This window comes from Arthrobacter sp. P1_B9 (assembly GCF_056406495.1).
This window is the reverse complement of sequence record NZ_JBFUAA010000015.1, coordinates 148,744-164,815: the sequence shown is the minus strand read 5'-3', so window position 1 is coordinate 164,815 and position 16,072 is coordinate 148,744. Positions and strand designations below refer to the sequence as shown.

Here is a 16,072-nt window from a genome sequence, read left to right as displayed (position 1 = left end):
CGCTGGAGCACGTCATCGCCGGCAAAGCCGTGGCCTTCAAGATCGCCGCGTCCGAGGAGTTCAGGGAACGCCAGGAGCGTGTGCTGGCCGGCGCCCGGATCCTCGCCGAGCGCCTGGTCCAGGACGACGTGACCGCCAAGGGCATCAACGTGATCTCCGGCGGCACCGACGTGCACCTGGTCCTGGTGGACCTGCGCAACTGCGTGCTGAACGGGCAGGAAGCCGAGGACCGGCTCGCGGCGATCGACATCACCGTCAACCGCAACGCCGTGCCGTTCGATCCGCGTCCGCCGATGGTCACTTCCGGGCTGCGGATCGGCACCCCGGCGCTGGCGACCCGCGGTTTTGGCGAGGCGGCCTTTACCGAGGTTGCCGACATCATCGCCGAGGCTTTGACCGCCGACGCCGGCGCCGACCTCTCCAGTCTCCGCACCCGGGTCCAGGCCCTCGCCGCCGCCCACCCGCTCTACCCCTCGGTTGATAACCTCGCCCAGGCGACGTAAGACTGAAGTAGCAGCAGTACAGAACTAACAGCAGTACAGATCACGACGCCGGGTTGCCGCCACAAGCCGCCGCCCGGCGTCGTGCATCCGGCATGCGGCCGCCAACCAGCGCCCGCAGCGCCTTCCGGCAGGACCCTCTGCCGGGCCACAGCAAGACCTAGTTAGGAACCGACAATGGCTGTTGGAGTCTTCGACCTCTTTTCCATCGGAATAGGGCCATCCAGCTCACACACCGTGGGGCCCATGCGGGCCGCCGCCCTCTTCGCCGAGGAACTCAAGGCCTCCGGGAACCTGGAGAAGGTAGCGTCGCTGCGCGTGGACCTGTACGGTTCCCTGGCCGCCACCGGCCACGGGCACGGCACCATGACCGCGATCCTGCTCGGCCTGGAAGGCTTCCACCCCGAACTGATCCTGCCCGAGGAAGTGGAGGAACGGCTGGCCACGATCGCTGAGACCGGCACCCTGCAGCTGGCCGGCTCGGTCGCCCTGCCGTACGGGGTGAAGGACATGATCCTGCGGCCGCTGACCATCCTGCCCCGGCACACCAACGGCATGACGTTCACGGTTTCCGACGCCGACGGCGAAACCGTCCACAAAGCCACGTTCTTCTCCGTCGGCGGCGGCTTCATCGTCCGCGAGGGCGAGGAAGACGCGGCCCTGAAGGAACTCGACGAATCCAAGAAGGAACTGCCGTTGCCGTTCCGCACGGCCGCGGAACTGCTGGGCCGCTGCCAGTCCAAGGGCCTCTCGATCGGGCAGATCATGTTCGTCAACGAGCGCGCCTCCCGCACCGAAGCGGAAATCCGCGACGGGCTGCTGCACATCTACTCGGTGATGGAAGGCTGCGTCGAGGTCAGCCTCAAACGCACCGGGCTGCTGCCGGGCGGGCTCAAGGTCCGCCGCCGGGCCCCGGACTGGCACGAACGGCTCATGAAGGAAACCCGCGGACAGGACCCCGACTACCGGGACCCGAAGTACTGGCAGGAATGGGTCAACCTGATCGCGCTGGCCGTAAACGAGGAAAACGCCTCCGGCGGCCGCGTCGTCACCGCCCCCACCAACGGCGCCGCCGGCATCATCCCGGCCGTGCTCTACTACGCGCTGCACTTCGCCCCCGGCATGGACCAGGCCACCCAGGCCGACCGCGACGACACGATCGTCAGGTTCCTGCTGACCGCCGGCGCCATCGGCGTGCTCTACAAGGAGCAGGCCTCGATTTCCGGGGCGGAAGTCGGCTGCCAGGGCGAGGTGGGCTCGGCGTCGTCGATGGCGGCCGCCGGCCTGGCCGAAGTCATGGGCGGCACGCCCCAGCAGGTGGAGAACGCCGCGGAAATCGCGATGGAACACAACCTGGGCCTGACCTGCGATCCGATCGGCGGGCTCGTGCAGGTCCCGTGCATCGAACGCAACGCGATCGCCGCCGCCAAAGCCATCAACGCCGCCAAAATGGCCCTCTGGGGCGACGGCACGCACCGGGTCTCCCTGGACGAAGTCATCGTGACCATGCGCGAAACCGGCAAGGACATGAGCTCCAAATACAAGGAAACCGCAATGGGCGGCCTCGCCGTCAACGTCGTGGAGTGCTAGGAATCTGACCGCCGCCGGCCGGGCCTGACGTGGCGCTGGCCGGCTGCTCCGGCCATGCGGTCTACAGCCATGCGGCCTGCAGCTGTGCAGGCGCTAGTTGTGCAGTGCCGCCCACAGGTTCAGCGAGGATGCGTACACGATCCACGACAGGTAGGGCAGCATCAGCAGTCCTGCCGCCCGGCTGATCGGTCCGAAGAGCACCACCGTCACGGCCACGGCCACGGCCAAAGCCACGATGATCCCGAACGCGATCCACAGCGCCGGCGTCCCGAGCGCCGGGTACAAGGCGAAGAAGACCGGCGTCCAGAGCAGGTTCAGCCCCAACTGCACGCCGTAGGCTGTCAGGGCCGCTTTGGACCCCGGGGCGCGGCTGCGCCAGACCAGCCACGCCGCTACGGCCATAGCGGCGTACAGGACCGTCCAGACAGGCCCGAAAACCCAGTTCGGCGGGGACCACGGGGCCTTGTCCGCGGTCGCGTACCAGCCGTTGACGTGGTTGGCCGTGGCCAGGCCGCCCAAGGCCGCAACGAGCGCCGACGCGCAGAGGAACAGCAGCAGCGCGACCACCTGGGAGAAGCCGCCGCCCGCGCCGCTTCCGACGCCCTTAGAGTGGCCGCCGGGCGCCCCCGGACGGCCTTCCAGCGGTTGTTGCTGAGCCTGCATGAGACCAGCGTAACCGCCTGACCCGGACCGGCGGCAGGGTGCGGACCGATAGACTTGGGGCTGCATGTCCGCATGCCGCCGAAGCTCGTACCGCAATGATTGGATACCGCACCCTTGCGAGAATTCACTGCCCGTTTTGCCTCTGCCGAAGAGATTGCCAACTGGGATGCCCACGTCACCGCGAACCCCAACGGCGGCAATCTCCTGCAATCGGAAGCCTTCGCCGAGGTCAAACAGCACTTTGGCTGGAAGCCCTTGCACCTGGTGTACGAGTCGGCCGATTACACGAGCTACAACCTGGTCCTGGAGAAGTCCTTTCCGGTCCTCGGCAAGCTCTGGTACCTGATCAAGGGACCCGACGTGGCGTCCGTCGAGGACATCCCCGGGATCGTCGCGGCGAACACGGAATTCGTCAAAAGGGCCAAGCTGGGCGTCTTCGCGATCAAGATCGAACCGGATGTTGTCTTGTCCGACGACGCCGCGCGGATCCTTGAGGGCGCCGGCCTGGTCAAGACCCACAACCTGCAGCCGAACGACTCCACGGCGCTGCTCGATATTGCGCCCGAGGAAAACCAGCTGCTGCGCAACCTGCACTCCCGGGGCCGCAACGCCGTGCGCCGCGCCATCCGCGAGGGCGTGGAAGTCCACAACGTCGAGCCCACGGAAGAGAACTTCCGGGCCATGTATGCCCTGATGACCACCACGGTGGAAGCCAAGTCCCAGGTCCGGGTGCGCGAGTACGAGTACTACCGCCAGTTCTGGACCAACTTTCTGAAGCGGGATCAGGGCAGGCTGCTCTTCGTGTACGAAAACGGGGTGCCCTCGGTGGGCGCATTCGTGATCAACTACGGCCGCAAGGGAACGTACAAGGACGGCGGCTCCCTGCAGAAGCGTGGCCAGTACGGTGACTCGCACCTGGTGCAGTGGACCGCAATCAACCAGGTCAAGGACCTTGGCTGCACCGAATACGACTTCTGCGGCACGCCGCCGAGCGACAAGCTCAAGGACACCTCAAACCCGTTCCATGGCCTGGGCCTGTTCAAGACCAGCTTCAGCAAAACCGTGACCGACTTTGTCGGCTGCTATGACCAGGTCCTGAGCCCGCTGAAATACAAGGCCTGGATGATGGCGGGGGAGCGCGTGGCCCGCCAGGTCTACACCCGGCGCACGGGCCAGCAGTTTTACTAAACAGCCGACGAGGACAGTGAGGAGGCCGGAATGAATAACGGATACAGCGGCCACCGCAGGCCGCCCACGGACGGCCTGCCCCGAACGCAGCCGATGTCGCCGGTGGAGGTGCGCCAGAACGCCGCCGCGAAGCGCATGTTGCGCAGGTTGGTACAGGGCGAGAACCCGCCGACGGCGCCCATGAGCATCGTTGACCGGCTCGCCGGTAGCCCCTATGCGAACCCGATGATCCAGGTCGGCGGCGTCGACGCCTCGGCCCGCAAGACGATCGACTTTGCCTTGCATCTGGCGGAATCGATGTTCCGTTACGGCGCCGGAGCCCTGGAAGTTGAGACCAGCATCATCGCCATCACGGCCGCCCTGGGACTGAAGAACATCGAAGTGGACATCACCAACCAGTCGGTGGCCATCAACTATGCCCCCAAGGACCAGACGCCCATCACGTTGCTTCGTGTCGTGCGGTCCTGGACCAACAACTACGCGGGCTTGGCCAAGGTGCACCAGCTCGTCACGGACATCGTCTCCGGCGGCGTGGGACGTGAGGAGGCTGTGCGGCGGCTTGAGGACATCACCCACAGTTCCAAGCCATTCCCGCGCTGGATGGTCACCGTGGCATTCGGCGTGTTCTCTGCCGTTTTCGTCGGTGTCCTGGGCGGCGGACTGGGCGCCTCGGTCGTCGCGTTCCTCTCCAACCTTCTGGTCAGCCTGCTGGCCCGCCAGCTGGGCCGCTGGCGTACGCCGGACTTCTTTATCACTGCCTCGTGTTCGTTCCTGGTGACCATCATCGCCCTGCTGCTGTGGCGCTTCGGCAGCCCGCTGGGAGTGCAGATTGCCCCCGAGATCGTGGTGGTCGGCGGGATCCTGCTGCTCCTGCCGACGGGACGCCTGGTGTCCTCGGTGCAGGATGCGATCAACGGCTTCCCCGTCACGGCGGCCGGCCGGTTCCTGTCCACCATGCTGACTTTCGGGGCGCTGGTCGCCGGAATCGCCGTCGGGTTCGTTGTGGGGGACATGACCGGCATGGATCCCATTGACGTCACCAAAACATTCCCGCCCAAGTATGACTTGTGGGTGATCGTCATCCTGATCGCCATTGCGGTGCTGATGATCGGCATCACGGAACAGACCAGCTGGAAGCTACTGCTGCCGACGGCTGCCGTGGGGGTGGTGGGCTACCTGGTCCTCATCGGCGGCGACGCCCTGGGCATCGGATCCCGCTTCGCCCCGGCCCTCGCTGCCGTGGTGATCGGCCTGCTGGCCCGCGTCGTGGCCCTCCGGATGGGCGCCCCACAGCTGGTGGTGGCCGTTCCCGCCGCGCTGATTCTGCTCCCCGGACTCACTATATTCCGGTCGATGTATGTATTGACCATCGAGGAATCGGAGATTCTCATGGGCGCCGGCGGCATGCTCAACGCCGGGGCCATCGTGCTCGGTGTCGCTGCCGGCATCGTGCTCGGCGACACCTTGGCGCGGCCCCTGACGCGGAGCCTGGCGAGCAACGAACGGCGCAGGGCCCGCCGCCGCTAGATCTTGCGAGGATTGCCCGTCCGGCTCCCCTAAGGCGCCGGGTTTCCCTACTTTTGCCGGGACGCGACGGCGTGTCAGCCCGCCGCGCCGGCGTGTCCCGGCGTCGATGGTGGCAAAGGTGGGGAAACTCCGCAGCGCCACCCGCCGGACAGCCAGGGGAGGCGAGCCGCTAGATCTTGCCTATCGGCAGCTTCTTCTCCGCCTGGAAGTCGTCCTCCACCCGGCCCTTGGCCCAGTAGCCCGAGAGGGACACCTGGGCCCGCTCCAGCCCGCGCTGCACGTAGAACACGTCCCGGAGGCCCTTCATGTAGCCCCGCTCGCCGTGGGCAAAGACCTGCACCCGGCCCTCGGGCCACTCGGCGTCGCGCACCGCGGTGACCAGCAGTTCGCTCTCACCGGCGGGTGCGCCGCCGCGCAGCAGCCAGCGCAGTTCGACGCCGGCCGGCCCGGCGATGGCCTGGACGTCGGCGTCGCTGTCCACTTCGAGCAGGGCGAGGCCGCGGGCATCTTCCGGCAGGGATTCGATCGCCGCGCCGATGGCCGGCAACGCTGATTCATCGCCGGCAAACAGGTACCAGTCCGCGGCCGGGTCCGGGTTGTACCCGCCGCCGGGGCCGGTGAAAGTCAGGCGATCGCCGGGCTGGGCCGAGGCCGCCCAAGGGCCGGCGAGCCCCTCGTCGCCGTGGATCACAAAGTCAATGGCCAGTTCCTGCGCCGCCGGGTCCACCCAGCGGACCGTGTAGGTCCGGGTATGCGGCCACTGACTGCGCGGCATGGTTTCCCGGACGGCCCACAAATCCAGCGGATCCGGGTATTCGACGCCGGGTTGCGGAAAGACGATCTTGACGTACCGGTCCACATAGTCGTTGTTGACGAACCCGGCGAAGCCAGGGCCCCCGGCGATGATCCGGACCATGTGCGGGGAGAGCTGCTCCCTGCGCAGGACCGTCAGATCGGTCTGGGGGCGCGAATTCCGGGTGGCGGTGGTGGCTGCGGGGACGGATGTCATGCAGCTAAGCCTAACCAAGAACCCCCGGCGGGAGCTTTGCGCGGGGGCCTGTTACGGCAACGGCGGAAGCTCCCAGTCGACCGTCCCGTTGCCTTGTTGCAGCAGCAGGGCGTTGGCCCGGCTGAACGGCCGGGACCCGAAGAAGCCGCGCGAGGCCGAGAGCGGGCTGGGGTGGGCGCTGGCGATCACGGCTGCGGACCCCAGCAGCGGCCGCACGGACTCGGCATCCTTCCCCCACAGGATCGCCACCAGGGGGGCATGGCCCGCGCCGGATACGGACGAGCGGCCGGCGACTGCCCGGATGGCCGCCGCCGTCACAGCCTCCCAGCCCTTGTTCCGGTGCGAGCCCGCCGCGCCGGCACGGACGCTGAGCACCCTGTTGAGCAGCAGTACGCCTTGGTCCGCCCAGTGGCTGAGGTCCCCGTGGACGCGCGGGGGGAAGCCGAGATCGGCCTGAAGTTCCTTGTAGATGTTTGCCAGGCTGCGGGGGATCGGCCGGGTGGCGCCGTCCACGGCGAAGGACAACCCCACGGCGTGCCCCGGCGTCGGATACGGGTCCTGGCCCACCACCAGCACGCGGACGCCGGCCAGGGGCTGCCGGAAAGCCCGCAGCAGGTTTGCCGGCGATGGCAGAACGCCATGCCCGGCGGCCACTTCGCCCGCGACAAAGGCGAGGGCTTCGCGCAACTGCGCCTCCACCGGCGCCAGCGGTCCCGCCCAGTCCGGAGCAACCAGCGCGTCCAGCGGCCTGCGTGCCAGGTCCGCGAAGCTAAGGGTGTCCGCGGCTGCGGGCTCCAGCTCGAACAGCGCGTCGGGTTCACTGGCGGGGTCAAACTCGGCATCAAACACAGCACCCATTCTTCCCCAGCTAAGGCCCGTTTCTGCGCCCGCCCGAATGACAACCCTGTCATTCGGCCGTAGCATTGGGACTGACTTTTTAACGGATACCAGCCAGGTTTTTCGGAATCAACCAGGAGTGTGTCGTGGCCGAAACAGCGCAAGAGCACGTGCTCGCGGGGGATTCTGCCGGATTCCCAACCGCCGGCGCGGGCCCGGACGGGGTGTCCGCGGAGTCTGCGCTGAGCGCCCGCGACCAGCAGATGCTGGCCTTGGAGCGGCAATGGTGGAAGTACGCCGGGGCCAAGGAACAGGCCATCCGCGAGCTGTTCGATCTGTCCGCCACGCACTACTACCAGATCCTCAATGCCCTCATCGATACCGAGGATGCGCTGGCCCACGATCCCATGCTGGTCAAGAGATTGCGTAGACTACGTACATCACGCCAACGTGCCCGCACTGCCCGTCGTCTGGGAACAGATTCGTAAAGTCGCGTCACGAGCAGCCGGATGCGCACGTCCTGTTGCGTCCGTTCCGGCCTCGGGCACCCCGTATGAAATCAGCAAGGACGTCGTTTTACCATGACCAAATACGCTCGGGATGAATTTGATCGGGTCCCGGAGACCTCTACCCGGCAGGGAGTCCACCGGGCCGTCGCGGCATCGCGGCGGCGGAGCCTGGCGCCGATCCTGGCGGCTGGCTGCGTAGCCCTGGCCATCGGCCTGGTGGCCTTCCTGATCCTGCCGAAGCTCGGCTTCTCCGCAGGCCAGGCCGCGGCCGTGACGGCCGGTGGCAGCGCGTCCGCATCTGCCAGCAGCAGCCCGTCCGCCACGAGCACCATGAGCCCCAGTCCCACGCCGACGAGCCCGGAGCCGGCCGGCACGGACGCCGCCGCCGCGCCGGCGGCTTCGCCGTCAGCTACGCCGAGCGCCACAGCCGCCGCCGTCGACAAGACGCAGCCGGTGACGATCTACAACGCGACCACCACCGCCGGCCTCGCCACCCGCGTCGGCGGCACCGTCACCTCCGACGGCTGGGTCCTGGGCGAGACCGGCAACTGGGGCGGTGTCCCGCAACAGACGTCGGTGATCTTCTACAGCGGCATCGAGCAGAAGGGCAATGCGGAGGCACTCGGAGCCCTCCTCGGCGTCGACACCCTCGTGGACTCTGCCGAGTTCAACATGCCCCTTGTCGTCGTGCTCGGCCCCGGCTACCAGTAGCCAATCCGGTTACGCCTCAATAACTATTAGGCGGGGGCCCTGCCCGCCGCCGGCGTTCCTGGGGGACGCTGTGGGTACAGTATCTGCGGATTTCTTTTCGCAGTCCGCGGCGCACATCGAGGTGGGCCGCACGCAAGCTAGCTGAAAGTGTGGACACCATGGCACTGGGAACCGTCAAATGGTTCAACGCCGAAAAGGGCTACGGCTTCATCGCCGTGGACGGTTCCGAGAACGACGTCTTCGTGCACTGGTCCGCGATCGTCGGGGAAGGCTACCGCGCCCTGGACGAGGGCCAGCGGGTGGAACTGGAAGTCGGCGAGGGCGAAAAGGGCCCGCAGGCCGAAAGCGTCCGGCCCGCCTAGTGGTACTGGCTGCCGTCACGAACGCCCCAAGGAACGCGGCCGGGCGCCGCGGAGGACATTTGCCGCTGGGCCGCGCCCTGGCGGCGGGCACAGTAGCGGCCCTGGCCCTGACGGGCTGCCTGGGCCCCGCGGGCAGTGCCCGCGTGGCCAGCGCCGACGCCAGCGGTGACGGCACCCTGCGCATCGGCCTGATCCTGGACAACACGGGCAATCAGAACTTCCTCAACGCCTCCGAGCTCGCGGCGGCCAAACTTGCCGTCAAGGAGATCAACGCTGCCGGCGGGCACAAAGGCAAACCGGTGGAGCTGCTGCCGGAAACCATCAGCACGGACACCGCCGCCCAGGCGAAAGCGCTGGTTGCTGCCAAGGCCGACGTCGTGATCGGCCCGACCGATTCCAGCCGTGCCCCGGCCGCCATCGACGTGCTCGCCAACGCCAAGGTAGCCGTGATCTCCCCGGCCAACACCGCCGCCGCGCTCAGCAACTACAAGAGCGGCGGCTACTATTTCCGCACCTCGGCCGCCGACGTCGCCCAGGCATCCGTCCTCGCCAAACTGGTCAAAGACGGCGGCGCCAGGACCCTGGCGGTGCTGCATGAGGAAGGCGACTACGGCAAAGACGTCGCCGCCGCCGTCGTTGGTGCGGCGAAACAGTCCGGACTGGAGGTCGTGGCGGACGCGGAGTTCACCCCCGGCCAGGCGCAGCAGGCTGTCGCCGCCGCTAAGGCCGCCAACCCCGACGCCGTCATCCTGGTCTCGCGCGACGGCGCACAGGGCGCCATCGCCGAGCTGAACAACGCCGGCCTCGCCGGCAAGAAGCTGGTCCTCAGTGACGGAGCAGTCAGCAAGTACGGCTCTGGTCTGGGCGCCCGGGCGCTCGAGGGTGCACGCGGGATCCTGCCCGGCGTGTTTCCCTCCGCCGCCTTCCAGGCGGACCTCGTGGCCGTTGATCCCGGGCTGAAGGACATGGTGTTCGCCGCCGAGACGTACGACGCCGTCGTCCTGGCCGCCGTCGCCGCCGCCGCCGCAGAGGACGACGCCGGCACTTCCATCGCGGCGTCCCTCGTCGCGGTCTCCGGCGGAACCCCGGCAGCAGGCGGAACCGGGGCCGGCGGCAGCCAGCCGGCCAGCGAGTCATGCACGAGCTACAAGGACTGCGTCGGGGTCCTCCGGGCAGGCCAGCGGCCGGACTACGACGGCCAGTCCGGACGGATCAACTTTGATGCCCACGGCGACATCACCGAAGCGAACTACATGGTTTCGACCTACGGCGAGGACAACCTGCCCACGGTGGACGGCACAGAAGCCGCGAGCAGCAGCGGCGGCTGATCGCTCGTAGCGTATTGTGCCCGCGTGGCGGCCGGTTCCGGCCGGCCACTGCTTGCACTCTCCCCGGGGGAGTGCTAATTATTGATTTAGCACTCCAGCGCACTGACTGCTAACACGACGCCCGGTCCGCCCGGCCGCGAAGTGGGGCAGCCGGTCCAGGAGCTAAAGAAACACCTTGCTGGGGTGAGATCCCGGACCCGGCGGCATACAGAGGCCGCGGGGTTGGGATCGTCCGTCGCGGGCACCACAGCGAAGGTTCATTCTTAACGACTGTCCCGAAAGGACTACTGCCGTTATGGCCAAGATCATTGCATTTGATGAAGAGGCACGCCGCGGTCTTGAGCGGGGCCTGAACATCCTCGCCGACGCCGTCAAGGTCACCCTCGGCCCGCGGGGACGCAACGTCGTCCTCGAAAAGAAGTGGGGCGCCCCCACGATCACCAACGATGGTGTTTCCATCGCCAAGGAGATCGAGCTGGACGATCCCTACGAAAAGATCGGCGCCGAGCTGGTCAAGGAAGTTGCCAAGAAGACGGATGACGTCGCAGGCGACGGCACCACCACGGCAACCGTGCTGGCACAGGCCCTGGTCAAGGAAGGCCTGCGCAACGTCGCGGCCGGCGCTGACCCGCTGTCCCTCAAGCGCGGCATCGAGAAGGCTGTTGACGCGGTCACCGTCGAGCTCCTGGCCTCCGCCAAGGAAATCGAGACCAAGGAAGAGATCGCCGCCACCGCGTCCATCTCCGCCGGCGACAACGAGATCGGCGCCCTGATCGCCGAAGCCCTCGACAAGGTCGGCAAGGAAGGCGTCATCACCGTCGAGGAGTCGAACACGTTCGGCCTCGAGCTGGAGCTGACCGAAGGCATGCGCTTCGACAAGGGCTACATCTCCGCTTACTTCGTCACCGACGCTGAGCGCCAGGAAACGGTCCTTGAGGATCCGTACATCCTGATCGTCAACTCCAAGATCTCCAACGTCAAGGAACTGGTTGCTGTCCTGGAAAAGGTCATGCAGTCCAACAAGCCGCTGCTGATCATTGCCGAAGACATCGAGGGCGAGGCCCTGGCCACCCTGATCGTCAACAAGATCCGCGGCACCTTCAAGTCCGTCGCCGTCAAGGCTCCAGGCTTCGGCGACCGCCGCAAGGCGCAGCTGGCCGACATCGCCATCCTCACCGGTGGCCAGGTCATCTCCGAGGAAGTCGGCCTCAAGCTTGAGACCGCCGGACTCGAACTCCTTGGCAAGGCCCGCAAGGTTGTTGTCACCAAGGACGAGACCACCATCGTCGAGGGTGCAGGCGACGCCGACCAGATCGCCGGCCGCGTGTCCCAGATCCGCGCCGAGATCGAGAACTCCGATTCCGACTACGACCGCGAGAAGCTGCAGGAGCGCCTGGCCAAGCTGGCCGGCGGCGTTGCAGTCATCAAGGCCGGCGCCGCAACCGAGGTCGAGCTCAAGGAACGCAAGCACCGCATTGAGGACGCCGTCCGCAACGCCAAGGCTGCTGTCGAAGAGGGCATCGTCGCCGGCGGTGGCGTTGCCCTGATCCAGGCCGGCGCCAAGGCATTCGCGAACCTGCAGCTCTCCGGTGACGAAGCAACGGGCGCGAACATCGTCCGCGTTGCCATCGACGCCCCGCTGAAGCAGATCGCCTTCAACGCCGGCCTCGAGCCCGGCGTCGTCGTGGATAAGGTCCGCGGCCTGCCCGCAGGCCACGGCCTCAACGCCGCCACCGGCGAGTACGTCGACCTGCTGGCCGCCGGCATCAACGACCCGGTCAAGGTAACCCGCTCTGCCCTGCAGAACGCGGCTTCCATCGCCGGCCTGTTCCTCACCACCGAGGCCGTTGTAGCCGACAAGCCCGAGAAGGGTGGCGCCCCGATGGGCGGCGGCGACGACATGGGCGGCATGGGCGGCATGGGCGGTTTCTAACCACCCGCGCCAGCCATCACCGGCTGTTCGACGACGGCGGTCCCACCCTCGGGTGGGGCCGCCGTCGCCGGTTAATCGCGGCCCCTGTCCAAGGGAGCGTCGGTGGGCGTCGGCGGGTTCTGGCAGGATAGGTCAGTGACGATTACAGCAGCGGCCGACGGTTCGGCCTTAGGAAATCCTGGCCCGGCCGGCTGGGCCTGGTACGTGAATGACGACTGCTGGCGGGCCGGGGGGTGGCCCCACGGCACGAACAACCAGGGCGAACTGATGGCGGTGCTGGACCTGTTCCGGGCAACGGCGCACATGCCCGGGGAAGACCTGCTGATCCTCTGCGACAGCCAGTACGTCATCAACGCCGTGACCAAGTGGATGCCCGGCTGGAAACGCAAGGGCTGGCGCAAAGCCGACGGCAAGCCGGTGCTGAACGTGGACCTCCTCAAGGACATCGACCAGGCGCTCGTGGGCCGCAAGTACACCTTCGAATGGGTGCGGGGCCACGCGGGGCACGAGCTCAACGAGGCGGCGGACGTCCGCGCCCGGGCAGCGGCCACGGCGTACCAGCAGGGCGTGGCCGTCCGGCAGGGTCCCGGGTTCGGCACCCCGGAGGGCGAACCGCCAGCGGGCGAACCGCCAGCGGGCGAACCGCCAGCGGGCAAAACACAGCAGGGCATGACACAGCAGGACAAGATGCAGCCCGCCGCCCAGTCCGCCGCCCCACCCGCCGCCGCCCCTGCGGCCGCGACCCGGCCGCAGGCAGCCCCGGCGCCAGCCGGCCAGCAGGAACTCTTTGGCGCGCCGGGGACCTACGACGAACCGGACCTCTTCAGCGAACTCGAAGAAGAACCTGCCGTAGACCGGGCGGAGGCCAGCGCCGAAGCCGTCGTCGAGTCCCTCGAACGCGAACTGCTCCGCCCCGAAACCCGGGCAGACCTGGGCCGCACGGGCGTGCTGCTCCACCCGGGCTTCACCGAAATCGGCAGCTCCGGCCGGATCTGGACCCGCGACGCCATGATGATGTCACTCGAGGACAACCCGGGCGGAGCCGTGGAGCTGGAACTGTTGGGCGCGGACCGGCTGGGTGAGAAGACCATCCTGCTGACCTACCGCAGCCACACCCGTGAGGGATCAGCCCTGCGCAGCTCCCTGTGGGTCCTTGAAGGCTCCCAATGGCGCCTGCGCTTCCACCAGGGCACACCCGAGGCCTGAGGGCGCGTGCGGCTCACGTGAAGCGCTGCGCATTGCCCAGTTCCGCCTGCGCATAGGTGGCGGCAGCGGAGTTCAGCGCGAGGTTGATGGACGCCAGGGACGCCTCGACCCTGCCCTGGGTCAGCGTCCACTCGGCCACGAGGGTTTGGAAATTAGTCGCCGCGGAGCCCCGCCAGCTGCCCTGGAGCTCGTCCAGCCCCCGTTTCATGGCGTGGACGTCCGCGCTGATCCTCTCCACCGTGGCCTGCACGTTGGCGGACTTTAGCTGGAGGAGTTCGGTATCGACGGAGATGATGCTCATGGAAATGCCTCTCGAATGCTCGGGAGGCGGCCGCGGCCCGGCGAAGCACGGTGAACGTCAGCGGGTCTGCGGTGAGGTATTGCGGTGACATTTTCGGTGAGAGCTGGCGGGGAGCGGCTGCCTCATCCGGATCTTCCGGACACCTCGAGCGTAGGCGGGCGGCGCGCCGGCCGGACACCGCCGTCGGCCCCTATGTGGATAAGTCCGCTGTGGACCGTTCCGTGGCCTCTTCGTCCAGGAGCGGGATGCTGACCACCAGCGTGGCACCGCCGCCGTCGGTCTTCCCGACCCGCACGGACCCGGAATGCGAGCCGACGATGGCGGCCACGATCGCCAGGCCAAGTCCGCTGCCGCCGGTCTCCCTGGTCCGGGAGGTGTCGGCCCGGTAGAAGCGCTCGAAAATACGGGCCGCCTCCTCATCCGGAACCCCCGGTCCGTGGTCCCGGACCTCGATCACGGACTGCCGTGTTCCGTCCGGTGCGGTCCGGACCCCGACGCCAATTTCGACCGGGGTGCCCTCCGGCGTGTAGCGCAGGGCATTGCCGACCAGGTTGCTGACCACTTGGCGCAATTTGGCTTCGTCGCCCAGCACCGGGGCGGCGGCCGGGGCCGCGCCGTCAATCCCGGTGAGGGTGATGGTGCGGCTGCGGTCGCTCGCCTGGGTGTCCACCACGGCGTCGTTGGCCAGCAGCAGCAGGTCCGCGGGCTTCTGCTGCAACGGCCGCTGTTCGTCGATCCTGGCCAGCAGCAGCAGGTCTTCGACCATGGCTCCCATGCGTTTGGCTTCGCTTTCGATCCGCCCCATCGCCGTGGCCACGTCTTCCGGGGTGGACAACGCCCCGTGCCGGTACAGCTCGGAGAACCCGCGGATGGTCACCAGCGGGGTTCTCAGTTCGTGCGAGGCGTCGGCGGCGAAGCGCCGCATCCGCGCCTCGGACGCCATCCTGGCGGCGAAGGCCGTCTCAATGTGCGCGAGCATGGCATTGAGCGAGCTCCCAAGCCGGCCCACCTCCGTGCCCGGGTTCTCCACCTCCACACGCTGGGACAAGTCTCCCGCGGCGATCGCGGCGGCCGTCTTCTCCACCCGGGCCAGCGGCCGGAAGGACCGCGAAACAGTCCAGGTGGCAATGAAGAACGCCAGCACGAGCGTCAGCAGGCCCACACCCACCACCACCAGGGCAGCGTGTTCCATCACCGAATCCACGGGGTCCAGTGGCAGCCCGATCACGACGACGGCGCCACGGTTGTTGTTGTCCACCACGCTGACGGCCACGACCCGCCAGCTGCCGCCCTCGGATCCGCGGACCTGGAAGGGCATCTGCTGGCGTTCCCGGGCCTCGACCGAGGAAAAGGTGCTGAGCGCGGGGTGGGATTCCTTGTCGCCGCCGAACGTGTAGGGCGGAAGACCGGGGCTGAAGAGCATCAGCGAGTAGTCGGTGGGAACGGTGGAGTTGGTCTCCTGCAACTGGCTGAAGGACTGCTGCTGCCGCGCGGATTCGACGGCGGCCCGGAGCTTGTCATCCACCTGGCCCTGCAGGAAGCTGTGCAGCAGCGTCAGCGTGCCCGCCCCGGTAGCCGTGAGGGCCACCAGCATGAGGGCCATCATGATGGCCACGAGCTGAGAGCGCAGCGACGCCGATTTCCAGCGGTACAGCAAGGTCAGCGCTTCTCGGCAGTCCGCAGGACGTAGCCGACGCCGCGCTTGGTCTGGATCAGTGCCGGGGCATCGGGATCGATATCCACTTTGCGGCGCAGGTAGGAGATGTACGACTCCACGATCGAGGCGTCGCCGTTGAAGTCGTACTCCCATACATGGTCGAGGATCTGGGCCTTGGACAGGACCCGGTTCGGATTGAGCATGAGGTAGCGCAGGAGCTTGAATTCCGTGGGTGAGAGCTCGATCACGGTCCCGCCGCGGCGGACCTCGTGGGCGTCGTCGTCGAGCTGGAGGTCATCGACCCGGATCACGGCGTCGTCGTCGACCTGGGGTTGCGTGCGCCGGAGTACGGCGCGGATGCGGGCCACCACCTCGTCGAGGCTGAACGGTTTGGTGACGTAATCGTCCCCGCCCACGGTCAAACCGGTGACTTTGTCCTCGGTGTCGTCCTTGGCCGTGAGGAACAGGACCGGGAAGTGCTTGCCGGCGGCGCGCAGTCGGCGGGTAACGGTGAAGCCGTCCATGTCCGGCAGCATGACGTCCAGCACCGCCAGATCGGGGGAGTGCAACTCAGCAGCAGCCAGCGCCTCGCGTCCGCTGCCGGCCGAGACGACTTCAAAACCAGCGAAGCGCAGGGACGTGGAGAGCAGCTCGCGGATGTTCGGTTCGTCATCGACGACGAGGAGCTTGGCTTCGGGACCGTTCTTCTTCATGTTCCCATGATGCTCCCAGACTCTGGGAGTTTTCTGAA

Annotated in this window: 16 protein-coding genes; 10 read left to right on the top strand and 6 right to left on the bottom strand. The window is 67.5% G+C overall.

Annotation, left to right across the window (positions count from 1 at the left end; genetic code table 11):
- Both AC1D1A_RS18160 and AC1D1A_RS18155 read left to right on the top strand, forming a co-directional pair.
- The coding region (locus AC1D1A_RS18160) for a PLP-dependent aminotransferase family protein (RefSeq protein WP_476948367.1) at nt 1–503 on the top strand (503 nt) is incomplete at its 5' end.
- Between the two features lie 174 nt (nt 504–677).
- Nucleotides 678–2,090 carry an L-serine ammonia-lyase gene (locus AC1D1A_RS18155; protein WP_476948366.1) on the top strand — a complete coding sequence of 471 codons (1,413 nt, stop codon included), beginning with the start codon at nt 678–680 and terminating at the stop codon, nt 2,088–2,090.
- A 93-nt stretch (nt 2,091–2,183) separates the two neighbouring features.
- Here AC1D1A_RS18155 and AC1D1A_RS18150 read toward each other — a convergent pair whose 3' ends face one another.
- The gene (locus tag AC1D1A_RS18150; protein WP_476872034.1) at nt 2,184–2,753 is read right to left on the bottom strand and encodes a TspO/MBR family protein; all 570 of its coding nucleotides are present in this window, start codon (nt 2,751–2,753) and stop codon (nt 2,184–2,186) included.
- A gap of 114 nt (nt 2,754–2,867) precedes the next feature.
- Here AC1D1A_RS18150 and AC1D1A_RS18145 point away from each other — a divergent pair, with 114 nt between their 5' ends.
- Together AC1D1A_RS18145 and AC1D1A_RS18140 are read left to right on the top strand one after the other, a co-directional pair.
- A complete protein-coding gene (locus AC1D1A_RS18145; RefSeq protein WP_476948365.1) occupies nt 2,868–3,941 on the top strand; it encodes a lipid II:glycine glycyltransferase FemX in 1,074 nt (357 codons plus the stop codon).
- A 30-nt stretch (nt 3,942–3,971) separates the two neighbouring features.
- Nucleotides 3,972–5,468, top strand: coding sequence for a threonine/serine exporter family protein (locus tag AC1D1A_RS18140; RefSeq protein WP_476948364.1), 1,497 nt, complete (start codon nt 3,972–3,974; stop codon nt 5,466–5,468).
- A gap of 169 nt (nt 5,469–5,637) precedes the next feature.
- On the opposite strand, the gene AC1D1A_RS18135 is transcribed toward AC1D1A_RS18140, so the two are convergent.
- A complete protein-coding gene (locus tag AC1D1A_RS18135) occupies nt 5,638–6,477 on the bottom strand; it encodes a siderophore-interacting protein (RefSeq protein ID WP_476948363.1) in 840 nt (279 codons plus the stop codon).
- A 51-nt stretch (nt 6,478–6,528) separates the two neighbouring features.
- Nucleotides 6,529–7,335, bottom strand: coding sequence for a uracil-DNA glycosylase (locus AC1D1A_RS18130; protein ID WP_476872038.1), 807 nt, complete (start codon nt 7,333–7,335; stop codon nt 6,529–6,531).
- A 203-nt stretch (nt 7,336–7,538) separates the two neighbouring features.
- On the opposite strand from AC1D1A_RS18130, the gene AC1D1A_RS18125 reads away from it, so the two are divergent.
- The 6 genes from AC1D1A_RS18125 (at nt 7,539) to AC1D1A_RS18100 (ending at nt 13,363) form a co-directional block, all read left to right on the top strand.
- Entirely contained in the window at nt 7,539–7,802 is a 264-nt protein-coding gene (locus AC1D1A_RS18125; RefSeq protein ID WP_223915291.1) for a DUF3263 domain-containing protein, read from the top strand.
- A 93-nt stretch (nt 7,803–7,895) separates the two neighbouring features.
- Nucleotides 7,896–8,534 (top strand): LytR C-terminal domain-containing protein, encoded by a 639-nt coding sequence (locus AC1D1A_RS18120; RefSeq protein WP_476860139.1) that lies wholly within the window; start codon nt 7,896–7,898, stop codon nt 8,532–8,534.
- A 158-nt stretch (nt 8,535–8,692) separates the two neighbouring features.
- Entirely contained in the window at nt 8,693–8,896 is a 204-nt protein-coding gene (locus AC1D1A_RS18115; protein ID WP_230008017.1) for a cold-shock protein, read from the top strand.
- 59 nt (nt 8,897–8,955) lie between these two features.
- Nucleotides 8,956–10,224 (top strand): ABC transporter substrate-binding protein, encoded by a 1,269-nt coding sequence (locus AC1D1A_RS18110; RefSeq protein ID WP_476948370.1) that lies wholly within the window; start codon nt 8,956–8,958, stop codon nt 10,222–10,224.
- Nucleotides 10,225–10,519: 295 nt separating this feature from the next.
- Nucleotides 10,520–12,157: a chaperonin GroEL gene (groL, locus tag AC1D1A_RS18105; RefSeq protein WP_079555368.1), complete on the top strand. Its 1,638-nt coding sequence runs from the start codon at nt 10,520–10,522 to the stop codon at nt 12,155–12,157.
- A 135-nt stretch (nt 12,158–12,292) separates the two neighbouring features.
- Nucleotides 12,293–13,363, top strand: a complete 1,071-nt coding sequence (locus tag AC1D1A_RS18100; RefSeq protein WP_476948362.1) for an RNase H family protein — start codon at nt 12,293–12,295, stop codon at nt 13,361–13,363.
- 13 nt (nt 13,364–13,376) lie between these two features.
- Here AC1D1A_RS18100 and AC1D1A_RS18095 read toward each other — a convergent pair whose 3' ends face one another.
- From AC1D1A_RS18095 to AC1D1A_RS18085, 3 genes are all read right to left on the bottom strand, one after another.
- Entirely contained in the window at nt 13,377–13,664 is a 288-nt protein-coding gene (locus AC1D1A_RS18095; RefSeq protein ID WP_026538909.1) for a WXG100 family type VII secretion target, read from the bottom strand.
- A 190-nt stretch (nt 13,665–13,854) separates the two neighbouring features.
- Nucleotides 13,855–15,321: a sensor histidine kinase gene (locus AC1D1A_RS18090; protein ID WP_476851307.1), complete on the bottom strand. Its 1,467-nt coding sequence runs from the start codon at nt 15,319–15,321 to the stop codon at nt 13,855–13,857.
- Between the two features lie 2 nt (nt 15,322–15,323).
- Nucleotides 15,324–16,034 (bottom strand): response regulator transcription factor, encoded by a 711-nt coding sequence (locus tag AC1D1A_RS18085; RefSeq protein ID WP_018775770.1) that lies wholly within the window; start codon nt 16,032–16,034, stop codon nt 15,324–15,326.
- Nucleotides 16,035–16,072 lie beyond the last annotated feature (38 nt).